13 protein-coding genes and 1 tRNA gene are annotated in these 16,337 nt (G+C 51.2%); 8 read left to right on the forward strand and 6 right to left on the reverse strand.

Annotated elements, in window-relative coordinates; translation table 11 throughout:
• Window positions 1-188 precede the first annotated feature (188 nt).
• The 6 genes from rho (at window position 189) to BQ7483_RS07545 (ending at window position 7,386) form a co-directional block, all read left to right on the forward strand.
• Window positions 189-2,195 (forward strand): transcription termination factor Rho, encoded by a 2,007-nt coding sequence (rho, locus tag BQ7483_RS07520; protein WP_072545401.1) that lies wholly within the window; start codon window positions 189-191, stop codon window positions 2,193-2,195.
• 47 nt (window positions 2,196-2,242) lie between these two features.
• A complete protein-coding gene (ffh, locus tag BQ7483_RS07525; protein ID WP_072545402.1) occupies window positions 2,243-3,568 on the forward strand; it encodes a signal recognition particle protein in 1,326 nt (441 codons plus the stop codon).
• Window positions 3,569-3,965: 397 nt separating this feature from the next.
• Window positions 3,966-4,850: a bifunctional methylenetetrahydrofolate dehydrogenase/methenyltetrahydrofolate cyclohydrolase FolD gene (folD, locus tag BQ7483_RS07530; protein ID WP_022019505.1), complete on the forward strand. Its 885-nt coding sequence runs from the start codon at window positions 3,966-3,968 to the stop codon at window positions 4,848-4,850.
• A 23-nt stretch (window positions 4,851-4,873) separates the two neighbouring features.
• On the forward strand, window positions 4,874-5,965 hold the full coding sequence (locus BQ7483_RS07535) for a CapA family protein (RefSeq protein ID WP_022019506.1): 1,092 nt from the start codon (window positions 4,874-4,876) through the stop codon (window positions 5,963-5,965).
• A 90-nt stretch (window positions 5,966-6,055) separates the two neighbouring features.
• Window positions 6,056-6,129: transfer RNA gene (locus BQ7483_RS07540), tRNA-His, on the forward strand.
• Window positions 6,130-6,210: 81 nt separating this feature from the next.
• Window positions 6,211-7,386 (forward strand): MFS transporter, encoded by a 1,176-nt coding sequence (locus tag BQ7483_RS07545; RefSeq protein ID WP_072545403.1) that lies wholly within the window; start codon window positions 6,211-6,213, stop codon window positions 7,384-7,386.
• Between the two features lie 162 nt (window positions 7,387-7,548).
• On the opposite strand, the gene BQ7483_RS07550 is transcribed toward BQ7483_RS07545, so the two are convergent.
• The 3 genes from BQ7483_RS07550 to BQ7483_RS07560 form a co-directional block, all read right to left on the reverse strand.
• A complete protein-coding gene (locus BQ7483_RS07550) occupies window positions 7,549-7,749 on the reverse strand; it encodes a helix-turn-helix transcriptional regulator (protein ID WP_022019508.1) in 201 nt (66 codons plus the stop codon).
• A complete protein-coding gene (locus BQ7483_RS07555) occupies window positions 7,742-8,161 on the reverse strand; it encodes a hypothetical protein (protein WP_072545404.1) in 420 nt (139 codons plus the stop codon). The genes BQ7483_RS07550 and BQ7483_RS07555 overlap by 8 nt, the downstream gene beginning before the upstream one ends.
• 150 nt (window positions 8,162-8,311) lie before the next feature.
• A complete protein-coding gene (locus tag BQ7483_RS07560) occupies window positions 8,312-9,385 on the reverse strand; it encodes a sugar kinase (RefSeq protein ID WP_072545405.1) in 1,074 nt (357 codons plus the stop codon).
• Window positions 9,386-9,639: 254 nt separating this feature from the next.
• On the opposite strand from BQ7483_RS07560, the gene BQ7483_RS07565 reads away from it, so the two are divergent.
• Window positions 9,640-11,103: a Na+/H+ antiporter NhaC family protein gene (locus BQ7483_RS07565; RefSeq protein WP_072545406.1), complete on the forward strand. Its 1,464-nt coding sequence runs from the start codon at window positions 9,640-9,642 to the stop codon at window positions 11,101-11,103.
• Between the two features lie 4 nt (window positions 11,104-11,107).
• Window positions 11,108-12,343, forward strand: coding sequence for a hypothetical protein (locus BQ7483_RS07570; protein ID WP_072545407.1), 1,236 nt, complete (start codon window positions 11,108-11,110; stop codon window positions 12,341-12,343).
• 104 nt (window positions 12,344-12,447) lie between these two features.
• On the opposite strand, the gene BQ7483_RS07575 is transcribed toward BQ7483_RS07570, so the two are convergent.
• From BQ7483_RS07575 to BQ7483_RS07585, 3 genes are read right to left on the reverse strand one after another with little or no spacing between them, the layout of a single operon-like run.
• Window positions 12,448-13,488 carry a tyrosine-type recombinase/integrase gene (locus BQ7483_RS07575; RefSeq protein WP_005642461.1) on the reverse strand — a complete coding sequence of 347 codons (1,041 nt, stop codon included), beginning with the start codon at window positions 13,486-13,488 and terminating at the stop codon, window positions 12,448-12,450.
• Complete coding sequence (locus BQ7483_RS07580) at window positions 13,478-14,797, reverse strand: tyrosine-type recombinase/integrase (protein ID WP_083535678.1); 1,320 nt, start codon at window positions 14,795-14,797, stop codon at window positions 13,478-13,480. The genes BQ7483_RS07575 and BQ7483_RS07580 overlap by 11 nt, the downstream gene beginning before the upstream one ends.
• Window positions 14,794-16,008: a tyrosine-type recombinase/integrase gene (locus BQ7483_RS07585; RefSeq protein WP_072545408.1), complete on the reverse strand. Its 1,215-nt coding sequence runs from the start codon at window positions 16,006-16,008 to the stop codon at window positions 14,794-14,796. The genes BQ7483_RS07580 and BQ7483_RS07585 overlap by 4 nt, the downstream gene beginning before the upstream one ends.
• Between the last annotated feature and the right edge of the window lie 329 nt (window positions 16,009-16,337).

Consider the following 16,337-nt stretch of genomic DNA (forward strand, 5'->3'; position numbering starts at 1 on the left):
AACAGGGCATTTTATAGGAAACCTGAAAAATAATCATTACCTTTGCGCCGTTGAAACACATTCAATAAAACAACATCCCTTTTAAAATTATAATTCAAAGCAAAGGCGGTTTCAGACTTAAGTGTCGGCAACGGCTGCGTTAAGCTGGGTACCTCCTTCTAAAAAATATAATCATACACACATATTATATGTATAACATTATTCAATTGAACGACAAAAGTTTGTCGGAACTCCAGAGTATTGCGCAAGAATTAGGTATCAAGAAGACAGAATCTCTGAAGAAAGAAGAACTGGTCTACAAGATTCTCGATGAGCAAGCCATCGTCGGCGCAACGAAGAAAGTAGCGGCCGACAAGCAGAAAGAAGAGCGTAAGAACGAACAACGCCAGCAGAAACGGTCGCGCGTGACCATCAAGAAAGAAAACGTAGACAAGGTCTTCTCGGCTGACAAGAACGGCGACCTGAGCCGTCCCAATCCGAAAGAGGCACCCCAAATAGAAGAAAAGCCTCTGATCCCCGTACAGCCCGCCGCAGAAACAGCTGCTGCACCTGCTGCAGAAACGGCCGCAGAAGGTTCGGAGACAACGAAACGCAAGCCGGGCCGCCCCCGCAAGACCAAGAAAGCAGCGGAAACCAAGGAAGCTGCCCCTCAGGCAGAGGCTCAGGAAACGACGGAGACACCTGCCCCCCAAACTGCAACCGACAGCGAACTGAAAGCCGCTCCCGCAGAAGAAGACAAGAAGGAAGTGGTAGACGACAATCCCATCCTGGCGGAAGCGGACAGCGACTTCATCCCCATCGAAGACCTGCCGACGGAAAAGACAGAGCTTCCTTCCGAACTGATCGGCAAGTTCGAGGCTACCCGCGTAGAAGCTCCCGCCCTACCGGCCGCCCAGCAGAAGCAGCAACGCCAGCGCATCCGCCGCGACAAGAACGTTCCCGAAAACCGCAACAACGGAAACAACAACAATCCCAATAACAACCAGCCACGGGCCATCCAGCCCTACAATGCGGCCAACAACGCCCAGCCCCAGCCCGAAAACAAGCCGGCCGAACGCGAAAAGGCCTACGACTTCGACGACATCCTGAACGGCACCGGCGTACTGGAAATCATGCCCGACGGCTATGGATTCCTCCGTTCGTCGGACTACAACTACCTCTCCTCGCCCGACGACATCTATGTATCCCAGTCGCAAATCAAGCTCTTCGGCCTGAAGACAGGCGACGTGGTCGACGGTGTCATCCGCCCGCCCAAGGAAGGAGAAAAATACTTCCCGCTGGTGAAGGTATCCAAAATCAACGGCCGTGATCCGGCCTTCGTGCGCGACCGCGTTCCCTTCGAGCACCTCACGCCGCTCTTCCCCGACGAAAAGTTCAAGCTTTGCAAAGGCGGATACAGCGACTCGCTCTCGGCCCGCGTGGTAGACCTCTTCGCCCCCATCGGCAAAGGCCAGCGCGCCCTCATCGTGGCCCAGCCCAAGACCGGTAAGACCATCCTGATGAAGGACATCGCCAACGCCATCGCCGCCAACCATCCCGAGGTATATATGATCATGCTCCTCATCGACGAGCGTCCCGAGGAAGTGACCGACATGGCCCGCACCGTCAACGCCGAAGTCATCGCCTCGACCTTCGACGAACCGGCCGAACGCCACGTGAAGATTGCCGGCATCGTGCTGGAAAAAGCCAAACGCATGGTGGAATGCGGACACGACGTAGTCATCTTCCTCGACTCTATCACCCGTCTGGCCCGCGCCTACAACACCGTTTCGCCCGCATCGGGTAAGGTTCTCTCCGGCGGTGTGGATGCCAACGCGCTGCACAAGCCCAAACGTTTCTTCGGCGCCGCCCGCAACATCGAAGGTGGCGGCTCGCTTACCATCCTGGCGACGGCCCTGATCGATACCGGCTCCAAGATGGACGAAGTGATCTTCGAGGAATTCAAGGGTACGGGCAACATGGAGCTGCAGCTCGACCGCAACCTGGCCAACAAGCGCATCTTCCCCGCCGTCAACATCGTCGCTTCGAGCACACGCCGCGACGACCTGCTGCAGGACAAGCAGACACTGGACCGCATGTGGATCCTGCGCAAGTATCTGGCCGACATGAATGCGCTTGAAGCCATGGACTTCGTGAAGGACCGTCTGGAGAAGACCAAGGACAACGACGAGTTCCTCATGAGCATGAACAGCTGAGAATAATGAACAATTGATAAGAAACAATTGATAATTGATAAAACCTTATGTTCGATAACTTAAGCGAACGGCTCGAACGGTCGTTCAAGATATTGAAAGGTGAAGGCAAAATCACCGAAATCAATGTAGCCGAAACCTTGAAGGACGTACGCAAAGCCCTGCTCGATGCCGACGTCAACTACAAGGTGGCCAAAAACTTTACTGATACCGTCAAGGCAAAGGCCATGGGACAGAACGTGCTGACCGCCGTCAAGCCCAGCCAGCTGATGGTGAAGATTGTCCACGACGAACTGACGCAGCTGATGGGCGGCGAAACCGCCGAAATCGACCTGAGCGGCAAACCGACAATCATCCTGATGTCGGGTCTGCAAGGTTCGGGTAAGACAACCTTCTCGGGCAAGCTGGCCCGCATGCTCAAGACGAAGAAGAACCGCAAGCCGCTGCTCGTGGCCTGCGACGTCTATCGTCCTGCCGCCATCGAACAGCTGCGCGTACTGGCCGAGCAGATTGACGTGCCCATGTACAGCGAGCCCGACAGCAAAGACCCTGTAAAGATTGCCCAGAACGCCATCCAGGAGGCCAAGGCCAAAGGTTACGACCTGGTCATCGTCGATACCGCCGGTCGTCTGGCCGTAGACGAGGAAATGATGAACGAGATCGCCGCCATCAAGGAGGCCATCCATCCCAACGAAATCCTCTTCGTGGTCGATGCCATGACCGGTCAGGATGCCGTGAACACGGCAAAGGAATTCAACGACCGCCTGGACTTCAACGGCGTGGTACTGACCAAGCTCGACGGTGATACCCGTGGCGGTGCGGCCCTCTCCATCCGCTCGGTGGTGAACAAGCCCATCAAGTTCGTGGGTACCGGCGAGAAGCTCGATGCCGTCGACCAGTTCCACCCCAGCCGTATGGCCGACCGTATCCTCGGTATGGGCGACATCGTGTCACTGGTAGAGCGCGCGCAGGAGCAGTACGACGAGGAAGAGGCCAAACGCCTGCAGAAGAAGATTCAGAAGAACCAGTTCGACTTCAACGACTTCATGAGCCAGATCCAGCAAATCAAGAAGATGGGTAACCTGAAGGAACTGGCTTCCATGATTCCGGGTGTGGGCAAGGCCATCAAGGACATCGACATCGACGACAACGCCTTCAAGAGCATCGAAGCCATCATCAACTCCATGACGCCGAAAGAGCGCACCAACCCCGAAATCCTGAACGGCTCGCGCCGCCAGCGCATCGCCAAGGGTAGCGGCACGAACATCCAGGAGGTGAACCGCCTGCTGAAGCAGTTCGACCAGACCCGCAAAATGATGAAGATGGTGACCGGCAGCAAGATGGGCAAGATGATGATGCCCAAGCTGAAGAAATAATCCCCTTCTCATAGCGTCCCAACGTCGAAAGAAAACGAGCAGACGCCAATAAGTCTGATAAACGCAGATGATTATCTTCTGAAAAGGATAATCGCCTGCGTTTATTTGTATAAGGCATCAACGAAGCACTGCGTGACACTCTCACGAAGCACTGCATGACAACCTCACGAAGCACTGCATGACACCCTCATGAAGCACTGCATGACAACCTCACAAAGCACTGCATGACAACCTTACAAAACCCATACTTTCAAAGTATAGTTAAAATCTTACTTTTCCAACCTTTTATTAGGGTAAATGAATATTTCACATTATCTTTGTCTGAAACCCTGCGTGGAGAAGCAATGACAAAAACAATAGAATAGAAAAATCATGAACCTTCAATAAAAAAGAAATTATGACACTGATAGACGGAAAAGCAATTTCAGAACAAGTGAAGCAGGAGATTGCCGCCGAAGTGGCGGAAATCGTGGCCCGCGGAGGCAAGCGTCCCCACCTGGCCGCCATCCTGGTGGGACACGACGGCGGTAGCGAGACCTACGTGGCCGCCAAGGTAAAGGCCTGCGAAGTATGCGGCTTCAAGTCGAGCCTCATCCGCTACGAAGCCGACGTGACCGAAGACGAACTGCTGGCCAAGGTGCGCGAACTGAATAACGACCCCGACGTGGACGGCTTCATCGTGCAGCTCCCTCTGCCCAAGCACATCTCCGAACAGAAAGTGATTGAAACCATCGACTACCGCAAGGACGTGGACGGCTTCCACCCCATCAACGTGGGACGTCTCTCCATCGGCCTGCCCTGCTACGTATCGGCCACACCGAACGGCATCCTCGAACTGCTGAAGCGCTACCACATCGAGACGCAAGGAAAGAAGTGCGTCATCCTAGGCCGCAGCAACATCGTGGGCAAGCCGATGGCCATGCTGATGATGCAGAAAGCCTATCCGGGCGACGCCACCGTCACCGTATGCCACAGCCGCAGCCGCGACCTGGTGAAGGAATGTCAGGAGGCCGACATCATCATCGCCGCCATGGGCCAGCCCAACTTCGTGAAGGCCGAGATGGTGAAGGAAGGCGCCGTCGTGATTGACGTAGGTACCACCCGCGTGCCCGACGCCAGCAAGAAATCGGGCTTCAAGCTGACGGGCGACGTGAAGTTCGACGAAGTGTCCCCCAAGTGCTCGTTCATCACCCCCGTGCCGGGCGGCGTAGGTCCCATGACCATCGTCTCGCTGATGAAGAACACCCTGCTGGCCGGCAAGAAAGCCATCTATAATGACTGACCCACCTCCCGACCCTGAAGGCAATGAAGAAGTGGGTGCTCCTTACCTTATTCCTCTATAGCGTAACCCTCTCCGCACAGGAGCGGATTACGCTATTGTTTGTGGGCGACCTGATGCAGCACCAGGCGCAGATCGACGCCGCCCGCACTCCGCAGGGCACCTACGACTACACGCCCTGCTTCTCCCTTGTCGGCCCGCAGATACAGGCGGCCGACATCGCCGTCGGCAACCTGGAAGTAACGCTGGGCGGACGTCCCTACACGGGCTATCCCGCCTTCAGCGCGCCCGACGAATATCTCCATGCCATCCGCGACGCCGGTTTCGACGTCCTGCTCACCGCCAACAACCACTGCCTGGACCGCGGGCAGAAAGGGCTGGAACGCACGCTCCACCTGCTCGACTCCCTGCAGATACCTTCGGCCGGCACCTACCGCGACTCCACCGACCGCCACCACCGCTATCCGCTGCTCCTGCAGAAGAAAGGTTTCCGCATCGCCCTGCTGAACTATACCTACGGCACCAACGGCCTGCGCGCCAAGGCTCCCAACCTGGTGAACTACCTGGACCGCCGCCAGATGCTGAAGGACATCCACACCGCCCGTGCCTGGCAGCCCGATGTCCTCATCGCCTGCCTGCACTGGGGCAACGAATACCAGCAACTGCCCAGCCGCGAACAGCAGGAACTGGCCGACTGGCTGTTTGCCCAGGGCGTGGACCACATCATCGGCAGCCATCCGCACGTGGTGCAGCCCATGGAGGTGCGTACCGACAGCCTCAGCGGCGACCGCCATCTGCTGGTCTACTCCTTGGGAAACTACTTTTCCAACATGAGCGCCCGCCATACCGACGGCGGTGCCGTTGTCAGCCTGACACTGGAGAAAAGCCCGTCCGCCACTCCTGCCCGTCCCCATACCCGCCTGGCGGAATGCAGCTACAGCCTGGTATGGACCGGCCGCCCTGCACTGACCGGCCGAAAGAACTTCGTGCTCTATCCTGTCAGCGTCCCGGCAGACAGTCTGAGCGCAGCAGCCCGTAACCGGCTGAAAATCTTTACGGAAGACACACGCAAGCTGTTCAGCCGCCACAACAAGGGAATCACCGAAAAGACAAAATGAAGCGGAAAGAGAAAAAATATTTTCCGAAAGCTTTGCCAGTTCAAATATAATCCATATCTTTGCACCGCATTTAGGAAATGCACTAACATGGTGGCTGTAGTTCAGTTGGTTAGAGCGTCAGATTGTGGTTCTGAATGTCGAGGGTTCGAGTCCCTTCTGCCACCCGCAAATTAGTGGTAATCCTCATAAGCGAAAGCTTATGGGGATTTTCTTTTTTAAGAAGTTTCACCTTACCCCGCACAACAATGAAACAGGAATTGAAAGAAAACGGCGGACTGCCGGCCCATATTCTCTGGACCCTCGCCATCGTGGCAGGCGTTTCCGTTGCCAACATCTACTACAACCAGCCCCTGCTCAACCTGATACGGCAGGACTTGAACGTTTCCGAATTCCAAACCAACCTCATCGCCATGATCACGCAGGTGGGCTATGCGCTGGGCCTGCTGTTCATCATCCCGCTGGGCGACCTCTATCCGCGCAAGAAAATCATCCTGACCAACTTTGCCCTGCTCGTCTGCTCGCTGCTGACAATGGCCGTCGCCACGGACATCCGCATCATCTGGACCGCATCATTGCTGACGGGTGTAGGCTCCATGATTCCCCAGATCTTCGTACCCATCGCTTCCGTCTTCTCCCGGCCGGAGAACAAGGGGCGCAACGTGGGCATCGTCATCTCGGGCCTGCTGACGGGCATCCTGGCCTCGCGCGTGGTCAGCGGCTACATCGGCGAGCTGCTGGGCTGGCGCGAGATGTACTTCATCGCCGCCGGCATGATGGTGGCGTGTGCCGGGGTGGTGCTGAAGGTATTACCCGACATCCGCCCCACCTTCAGCGGGCGGTATGCCGACCTGATGAAATCGCTCTTCCGGCTGGTGAAGGACTACCCCGAACTGCGCATCTACTCCATCCGTTCCGCCCTGGCCTTCGGCTCCATGCTGGGCATGTGGTCGTGCCTGGCCTTCAAGATGGGTGGCGCACCGTTCTATGCTGACAGCGACATCATCGGTTTCCTGGGCCTGTGCGGCGTGGCCGGCGCGCTGACCGCCTCGTTCGTAGGCAGCTGGGTGAAGAAGGTGGGTGTGCGCAACTTCAACTACATCGGGTGCGGGCTCATCCTCCTGTCCTGGTGCTGCTTCTATTTCGGGCAGAACTCCTTTGCAGCCATCGTGGCGGGCATCCTGCTGATAGACATCGGCATGCAGTGCATCCAGCTCAGCAATCAGACAAGCATCTTCCACCTCTGCCCTTCGGCCTCCAACCGTCTGAACACCATCTTCATGACCACCTACTTCATCGGCGGCTCGCTGGGCACCTTCCTGGCAGGCAGCTGCTGGGAGCTGTGGGGCTGGGGAGGCGTATCGGCTGTGGCCTCGCTGCTGACCCTGATATCACTGGGCATCACCGTCGTCACGCAAAAGTAAAAAGACAGTTTGCCCCGCCTGAAACAATGACTGTTCAAGCAGGGCAAACCAACCGTTTAGGCTAGGCAAACCGCTCGTTTAGGCTGGGAAAACCACTCGTTTAAGCTGGACAAACCAACCGTTTAAGCTGGGTAAACCGTTCGTTTAAGCCGGGCAAACCAATCAGTCGCCCTCCTCAAGCATGAAGACACTCTCGACCGGCTGGCCGAAGACTTTCGCTATCTTGAGGGCCAGCACCGTAGAAGGAACGTATTTCTTGGTTTCGATGGCATTGATGGTCTGGCGGCTCACTCCTACCGCCTCGGCCAGTTGTTGCTGCGTCATCTGATGGATGGCGCGCTGTACGCGCAAGGTATTATTCATGACTTTCCTTTCTGAAACGCCAAAGTTTCCAATGAAAAACGACAAGAAACAAAATCAATACGGTAAACATATTGACAGCCATAAAGTTGAGGTATGACATTCCGTAAATGCAAAGTGTCACTACAATCAGAATCAAGTAGTTGCTCACAACGGCCATTGTCCAGGCCTGCATGCGCAGATGGGCAATACATTCGTCCTCATCCTTCTCACGCGAAAAGGAAGCCAGCAACAAACTAACAGCAAGACCAATCACAACAAGTTCGTCAAAACAATCCCTCATCCCTATTTGGGACAAGAAAGTATCCATCCACGATCCATTAGACAAGAGATAAAGACCTCCCAACACAAAAGGAATGCCCAACCACAATCCTACTTTCTTGCAGGAGGGCGACAAAAGATAATCGGTTTTCATATCGCAATGGTTTTAAAGATTACGATGCAAATATAAAGCAAACATTACAATAAAACAAGTATTCTTGATAAAAAGTAATGTTTGCTTTACTTTTTATTCTGATTAGCCGATTCTTTTTCCCATGCAAGCCACAGCTCAGACCGCAACGTTCTACCTCGACACGCGGCCCGAGGTGTTGCCCTGCATAAGGCTTTCCACCTCTTCAACGGTTACCTGGTTGAAGTCGCCATAGACGGTATTCTTCAGAGCCGACGCCGCCAGGGCAAAGTCAAGTCCCTTCTGTGCATCGTCGGGATAGGCCAGCAAGCCATAGATCAGACCGCCCACAAAGGCATCACCCGCCCCCACACGGTCCACCTCGTGATCGATGTCGTAGATGCCGGTATGGTGGAACTGCCCGTCGGCCAACAGTACGGCGGCCAGCAGATTATGGTTGGAAGTGATGGAATTGCGCAGCTCCAGAAAAATCTTCCGGCAGCGGGGAACGCGCTCGCCCACCTGACGCATGAAATCCTCGAAAGCCGGCAGGCTGGCTTCGAACGAAGAGTCGGCCGCCGTCGTTGCCCGGAAGCCGACAGGCTTCACGCCCATAATCTCACGATATTCGGGCTCGGCGGCAAAAAGCACGTCACTGTACTGCACCAGCGGCATCATCACTTCGGCCGCCGTCCGCCCATAGTTCCACAACTTCTTGCGGAAGTTCAGGTCGCACGAGATGGTGAGCCCCATGCGGTCGGCCACCTCCAGCGCCTCGCGACAGGCATCCGCCCCCTCCTGCGAAAGGGCCGCCGCGATGCCCGACCAGTGGAACCAGCCGGCACCGTCGAACACCCGCTCCCAGTCGACCATCCCCGGCCGGATGGTGGCGAAAGCCGAATCCTCGCGGTCGTACACCACGTTGGAATTGCGGAACGCCGCTCCCGGTTCCAGAAAATAAATGCCCATGCGCTTGCCGCCAAACACAATGCCTTCCGTACCCAGCCCTCCGGCACGCAACGAAGCGATGCAGGCGCGGGCAATGGCGTTGTCGGGCAGGCGTGTCACAAACTCGGTGGGCACCCCGAAGTGGGCCAGCGAAAGAGCCACGTTCGCCTCGCTGCCTCCATACGTCGCCACAAACTCGCCTGCCTGCGCAAAACGCTTGAAGCCGGGCGTCGTGAGCCGCAGCATCACTTCACCGAAGGTCACCACTTTCTTTCCATTGTTCAGATTCTTGCTTTCCATATCTATTCCTTTCTTTATGCAATCAGTCTTTTACGCTGCGAAAGTACAAAATAGAATGAAAAAAAGCAGGAGACAAACGATAAAAAAGTAAAATCAAGCAGGAAACAGAAAGCATAAATATTCAATAAACGAAGATAAAAGTACAAACAAATGAAAAATCAGCCTCATTTTTATGCATAACAGACTACAACATGAAAGAATATCCATAAAAATGTCGTACCTTTGCGGCCGAAACAAAAAACTGAACAAATCTCATGGATTCTACGAAAAAGATTCCCTCTCCCCTTGTCTCCCTCCTGCCTATCGCGTTGCTGGCAGGGATGTTGTTTGCCACCATCAGCACCTTCGGAAGCGATGCCCTGAGCGGGGGCAGCCAGATTTCCCTGCTGGTCACCACCTCCTGCTGTGTCCTCATCGGCATGGCCTTCTACCGCATACCGTGGAAAGACTTCGAACTGGCCATCACGAACAACATTGCGGGCGTGGCAACCGCCCTGCTCATCCTGCTCATCATCGGTGCCCTGAGCGGCATCTGGATGGTCAGCGGCGTGGTGCCCACCTTAATATATTATGGGATGCAGATTATCCATCCCGACTTCTTCCTGGCCTCGACCTGCCTCATCTGCGCCCTCGTGTCGGTGATGACGGGCAGCTCGTGGACGACCATCGCCACCATCGGCATCGCCCTGATGGGCATCGGTAAGGCACAGGGCTTCCACGAAGGCTGGATAGCCGGAGCCATCATCTCGGGAGCCTACTTCGGCGACAAGGTCTCTCCCTTGTCGGACACGACGATCCTGGCATCGTCGGTTACGGATACTCCACTCTTCACCCACATCCGCTACATGATGATTACCACCGTTCCCTCGCTGCTCATTGCCGTCATCCTGTTCACCGTCATGGGACTGACCCACGACGGAGGCAGCACCGCGCAAGAGATGAATGCCTTTGCCGCCACCCTGGAGGGCAAGTTCAACATCACTCCCTGGCTGCTGCTCGTACCGGTGGTGACGGGCATCCTGATTGCCCGCAAGGTACCCTCAGTAGTCACACTGGCCATTTCGACCGTTCTGGCCTGTGTGGCCGCCCTCATCTTCCAGCCCGACCTGCTGCGCGAGGTAGCCGGTGAAGGCGGCGGTCTGTTCAAAGGTACCATGATGACCTGCTACGGCAGCACCAGCCTACAGACCAACAACCCCATCCTGACCGAGCTGGTGGCGACGCGCGGCATGGCGGGTATGATGAACACCGTGTGGCTCATCCTCTGCGCCATGTGCTTCGGCGGCGCCATGACGGCCGGCGGCATGCTGGGCAGCATCACGTCCGTATGCGTGCGTTTCATCAAGAATCGTGTCAGCACCGTAGCCTCGACGGTCTTCTCGGGCCTCTTCCTGAACATTGCCACGGCCGACCAGTACATCAGCATCATCCTGCTGGGCAACATGTTCGGCGACATCTACAAGAGGCAAGGCTACGAAAGCCGCCTGCTGAGCCGCACCACCGAAGATGCGGTCACCGTCACCTCCGTCCTGATTCCCTGGAATACGTGCGGCCTGACGCAGGCCACCATCCTGAGTGTACCCACACTGACCTACCTGCCGTTCTGCTTCTTCAACCTCATCAGCCCATTGATGAGTATCCTGGTAGCCGCCACTGGCTATAAGATAGTGAAGACTGCCTCACCCGCTATCGGACAATCCTCTAACAAGAAACGCTAAAAAGATGAAGAAAATCATTCTGTTATTTGTCTGTCTGTATGCATGCATGAACCAGGTGCAGGCGGCGGACGATTCCCGTTACATCGAATTTGCCCGCACGTATGGCATCGTGCGCTATTTTTCTCCCAACCCCTATACGCAGGACTGGTCGGAAAGCGATTGGATGAAAGTATGTGCGCTGTTGGCCAACAGGATAGAGACGCAACCTTTGGATGAAGTATTCCGTCCGCTTGCTCCCACGTTATCATTTTCGACCACCCCTGTTTCCGCAAAGGAGGACATCATCGCTCCAAAAAGTTCAGCCAGATATTACCGTTACAACGGTTCCGGCGAGTTGAATGTACCCTTTTTGGCCAAGCTACTCATCCCTGGACTGTCCAAATACATACCTTATTATAAGAAATTCAGCACTGTTACCGAACGACTGGATTCGGTAACCACCCCCGTCGCTTGCCGGTATTACAGCTACCCACTGACCGATGGCAAATACCTGAACATCCAGCATGCTCTGCCGGAGAAGATATTTGACCGCAAGACTACACACCGCCTGCTTGCCGATGCAAAAAATTATTGGAAAAAACATCAGAGCGACGATAAAACATTATCCCAAAGACGCCGTTTCATTTTTGGACTGCTGGCAGATAAAGCAATCAGGGTAGCCGATCTGACTGTCCGCTGGAATATTATCCGCCATTTTTATCCTTATTATGAGGAAGACAATCTTGACTGGGACCACCAATTGGAAGTCTATCTGCAAAAAGCCATTCAAATGGACAACATGGATTCTTTTGAATCACTCCTTAAATGGTACAATTTGATTGGCCGTTTTCTCAATCCGATAAAGGACGGACATCTTTTCGTCCGCAGAGACATGACAATTTCTTCTATCCAAACCACCTACCTGCCCGAATTCTACGCAGACGCTGAAACAAAGTTCGTAAACGACACATTGCTCATACGCACAGGAATAAATGACAAGCAGTCCTGGCGCATACTATACACCATCAACGACCGGCCAGCTTCCGCATGTTTGCAAGATGCCAGGCTGATAACGAACGCTGCCACCGACTCACACCGCGACCAGATGGCCGCAGACAAACTTTTCTCTTCTACGGCATACGACGCCCCATTCGTTATCTTGAGCAGCGATCTTTCGGGAAATATGCGCAAAGATACGCTGCTATTATCCGAAATTTCGGATAACAGCAGTTATCCAAACCAAAATATTATCCCAACTTGACTTTTTACTATATTGAATATCAGTAAATTGTTATATTTTGGTAGCAGATAATAAAGAGTGATTGTTCCATTATTCAAGAACAGTCACTCATTTATTACTAAGTATTATCTCAATCCAAGAACTGTTGCTAATGAATCTTTATTTCTGATTTTCTTATATTTCTTTTCAACGCCTAAAGTCAGATTGTCTTCCATAGAGCATAAAGCTTGTATCATTTGTTCTGATGAAACTCCTACGTATTTCATTGTCGTTTCAATGCTCTCATGCCCCAATAGTTTTTGTATCTGCGCCAAGTTTACACCGTCTTCCAACCAATGGGTAGCCCGTGCATGCCGAAAACTATGGCAATGAAAATCTACAGGAATTTCAAGTAGCCCCTGAGACGCAATCCTAACATACATTTTCAACCGCTTGCTAATCGCTTCTGAAGTGATTTTTTTGTTTGCATGGCCATATATGGGGAAAAATACAAAATCAGAAGGTAACGGATTTGCCGGATGGAACAACTTCACATAATGTCTCAGTATTCTTACCATGCTGTTCAACAAATAAATGGTACGTTGTTTATTCCCTTTACCCAAAACAAGAATGTAACCTTTCGTTTCATCCAGGTGCAGTGCCGACAGCCTCAATGATAATATTTCATCTATTCTTGTTCCGGTACTATATAAAAGATTGAACAAGGCAAAATCCCTCTTACCTATCAATGTACGTGTATTGATGCTTGCAAAAATCCGTTTGATTGTATCTTTTGTGATTACTTCCACTTGTTTTTTAGGTTGCTGCATTCTTTTTATTTCAGCGGCATCACAATCATATTTTATGAATTGGATTTTCTTGTGCGCAAGGAAACGGAGGAAATTTTTCAATATGGAGAGGCGATGATTGCATGTTTGCGGGCTGCATTTTCTTACTTCTTTCAGCCACGCAATCCATTCTTCAATCCAGTCCTTACGGAAGCATTCCCCACAAAGGGTATTTGATGTGACTCCTTTTGAGGATTCAAGGAAGTCTATATAGATTCCCATTCCCTCTCCGTATGATTTTAAAGCGTTATGGCTCAGATTCCTTATACACGGAAGATAGACCGTATGCCACTCATGGATGGCATCGGCGATAATTGAATGTTCTGCTTTAGTCTTCATATTCAAAATAGTCGTTTAAATCAGGCAAAAGTTCTTCATACCCACATCCTGTCAGATTTTCCAACTGGTGTGCAAACAGCGGTACAAGCCTGTAATAATATAATGTGTTTTGAATGTAACGGTGTCCCATGGAACGGCTGAGATATAAGAGTTTGTCCATCCATTCAATGCCGCAGTGATCCCAACCGTTTATGTTCACGACCACATAGTGACTGCGAAAATCATATGCTCTTGCGTGTGCCGTACTGACTTTCTTCCATACTTTCTTAAAACTTGCCGTTACCCATTCTCCGGAATATGGTTTGTCATACCCGTTAGGAAAGAATGTCTTTCTTCCGGGCATGAGATTTTCCATTTTGACATTATACATCTGCAATAGCGACCACATGGATTCGTGCAAGGCAACCCGATGTTCATCTATGCTCTTTGTGTATCTTATATTTATAACACCGGATTGCAAGTCTACGTCTTCTACTCTGAGCAGACGGGCTTCTGTTGTACGCATCCCTGTACTGTACAAAAGTCGGAAAAAGACCGGAACTTCCACTTTCATAAGCGCAGCCCTCATGTCACGGCAATTTATTGGAGGTTCGAGATTGTCCGCTTCATTAAAGAATCTTGCAAGCTCTTCTGGAGTAAACGGATGTGGTTCGAATGATGTGACATTGACTCTTGGAATGGTGGATGGAAGAGGAATATTTACAAAACCACGGCTATTCGCATATTTCAGAAATCCTCTGACACCTACAATTCTGTTATTGCATGACTTTGCGGATTCCGTTTTTTTCTTCTTGCAATAATCAAGGACAATTTCTTCTGTAAGAACTTCGGCTGACGGATAATTTTGAGCGCAGAAGTCATTGAAACGGCGAATCTTGTCCATTGTCCGCCTACTGAATTTCCCAGAAGCTCTTTTGTAAAGTTCATATTTCTTGACTATATGGGATATTGCGGAATAAGAGTATGGCTGTTCTGAAACAGGAATACGCTTTGGCTTAGGTGTGTATTTTATATCCGGAGGATATGATGGCAATTTGAACGGTGCCCCATATTTCGACCGGATATAACGGATGAAGCGCCTCAAAATAATGCATCTGTTACGGTTTGTATAATAGCTTTCCTTATCTGTCCTTGATGCCCATCCGGAGATAATATCATCCGACAGCACTCCGCCATGATTCATACAGTACTTGGCGAAAGAGTTCAGGTATATGCGGGTTATATAGTCACATTTTCCGATACCGGAGATGAAATTGACATATTCAGACATCAAATCTGCAAATTGGGGTAGATGTGAATCTGTTTTCATTCGAACAACTCCTTTCTTATTGGATAACATTCAATATTGATTCCGCATTCTCTCAGATGAGGGATGTCAGCATCTATATATGGGACTATAGATGAAGAACAGATATGTCCTAAAATATGGCTGATGACCCTAATCTCGGTACCTTTACCAAGTAATTTAGAGGCGAGGTTGTGCCGAAATACGCTGACTCCACGCCCGGATTCACCTTTTCTAAGGTTTAGTTTCTCAAAGACTGTATTGACAATGGTGCCGATACTTTTGTTCTCCAACCTTTCTGTCGTATTCTTCTTGTTGGGAAACAGATACACGGATCCGGCCTCATTGTCCCGTTCATTCCGTATGTAATCAAACAATGAGTTTCCAACATGGGGAAGAAGGGGCAACACTATCGGATTACCGGTCTTTTCCTGGACGAAGCTGACTCGTTCCTTCTTCCAATCTATGTCTGTCAATTTCAAGTTGGCAATGTCACATCCTCTTATGCCAGTATATAAAGCCAATGAAACTATAGCTTTTTCCCTGAAAGTCAAAATATTGTTAGAATCTGACAAAGCATTTTTTATCACATTGATTTCATCATCCTTAAGATAGTTGAAGTTTTTCCTTTCATATTTCAAATCAGGGAAATAACCTAATACTTTTTTCATGTCGTATAAATCCCCCAACTCTTTAAGGGCTGACGCTATGTGACCGCAATATGTCCTTGAACGCTTTTGCTGTTCTTCTTTAAGGAAAAAGGACAAAACATGTTCTTCTTTGATTTCATCCAATGAAGAGACGTGGAACTTTTGCATCTCAAAAAGGAACATTGTAACGGCATCGGTTTCCATTTTTACTGTGGACTTCTTTTTATGTTCTGCGACACGCTTCCGATAAATGTCTATAACTTTCCGAAAACTGGGGTTAAGCATATTATACCTGGAAGGATAGCATAACGGAACAAAGGACTTCTTGTCCGGGTAGTGCCCAAATTCATCATATGCTTGGATAGTACGTAAATGCATCATCCTAAGATCCAATGTCGCTTTTGTATATCCCCTTGTACGGATAAACTTTTCTGCAAACTGTTCATACGAATGAAAACATCCTTCATGTTCAAAAAGAAGTCTTAAAACAAATTTTACTCCTTTGATGTACTGAATGTCATAACCACGGGAAACGAGGTTGTCCAGTAACTTCTTCTGGCTTAATTTTAACTGTGCTATATTCATATTCTTCCTATTGGCTTTAGTGCCATTAGCAAAGATATAGGAATGTATTATCCAAACCTATTCATCCTATAACAGAATGATTTACAGAATAAAAAACTATATTTTTAGGATAATGCTGGGGTTTGGATAACTCTATGCCCAACGTCCTGACCTACCAGTTTCCAGCCGTAAGCCCCAATCCATCCGGAAAGATGCAAACGGCATCCTCCATATTGACGCCACTTCACCCGAGCTGAACGAGAAACGATTTCTATCCGCACTGACTCCTGACGTCAAGGGGCTTTGTTTCGATTTACGGGGACTCCCGACATACCGGTTCGAAGACATAC

Origin of the sequence: Mediterranea massiliensis (genome assembly GCF_900128475.1) — a bacterium.
In the GTDB taxonomy this organism is placed as follows: Bacteria; Bacteroidota; Bacteroidia; order Bacteroidales; family Bacteroidaceae; genus Bacteroides; species Bacteroides massiliensis_E.

What these genes read in the sequence shown, in the direction of transcription:
- rho (WP_072545401.1), top strand. Translation starts at nt 189, where the DNA reads ATGTATAACATTATTCAATTGAACGACAAAAGTTTGTCGGAACTCCAG.
- ffh (WP_072545402.1), top strand. Translation starts at nt 2,243, where the DNA reads ATGTTCGATAACTTAAGCGAACGGCTCGAACGGTCGTTCAAGATATTG.
- folD (WP_022019505.1), top strand. Translation starts at nt 3,966, where the DNA reads ATGACACTGATAGACGGAAAAGCAATTTCAGAACAAGTGAAGCAGGAG.
- BQ7483_RS07535 (WP_022019506.1), top strand. Translation starts at nt 4,874, where the DNA reads ATGAAGAAGTGGGTGCTCCTTACCTTATTCCTCTATAGCGTAACCCTC.
- BQ7483_RS07545 (WP_072545403.1), top strand. Translation starts at nt 6,211, where the DNA reads ATGAAACAGGAATTGAAAGAAAACGGCGGACTGCCGGCCCATATTCTC.
- BQ7483_RS07550 (WP_022019508.1), bottom strand. Translation starts at nt 7,749, where the DNA reads ATGAATAATACCTTGCGCGTACAGCGCGCCATCCATCAGATGACGCAG.
- BQ7483_RS07555 (WP_072545404.1), bottom strand. Translation starts at nt 8,161, where the DNA reads ATGAAAACCGATTATCTTTTGTCGCCCTCCTGCAAGAAAGTAGGATTG.
- BQ7483_RS07560 (WP_072545405.1), bottom strand. Translation starts at nt 9,385, where the DNA reads ATGGAAAGCAAGAATCTGAACAATGGAAAGAAAGTGGTGACCTTCGGT.
- BQ7483_RS07565 (WP_072545406.1), top strand. Translation starts at nt 9,640, where the DNA reads ATGGATTCTACGAAAAAGATTCCCTCTCCCCTTGTCTCCCTCCTGCCT.
- BQ7483_RS07570 (WP_072545407.1), top strand. Translation starts at nt 11,108, where the DNA reads ATGAAGAAAATCATTCTGTTATTTGTCTGTCTGTATGCATGCATGAAC.
- BQ7483_RS07575 (WP_005642461.1), bottom strand. Translation starts at nt 13,488, where the DNA reads ATGAAGACTAAAGCAGAACATTCAATTATCGCCGATGCCATCCATGAG.
- BQ7483_RS07580 (WP_083535678.1), bottom strand. Translation starts at nt 14,797, where the DNA reads ATGAAAACAGATTCACATCTACCCCAATTTGCAGATTTGATGTCTGAA.
- BQ7483_RS07585 (WP_072545408.1), bottom strand. Translation starts at nt 16,008, where the DNA reads ATGAATATAGCACAGTTAAAATTAAGCCAGAAGAAGTTACTGGACAAC.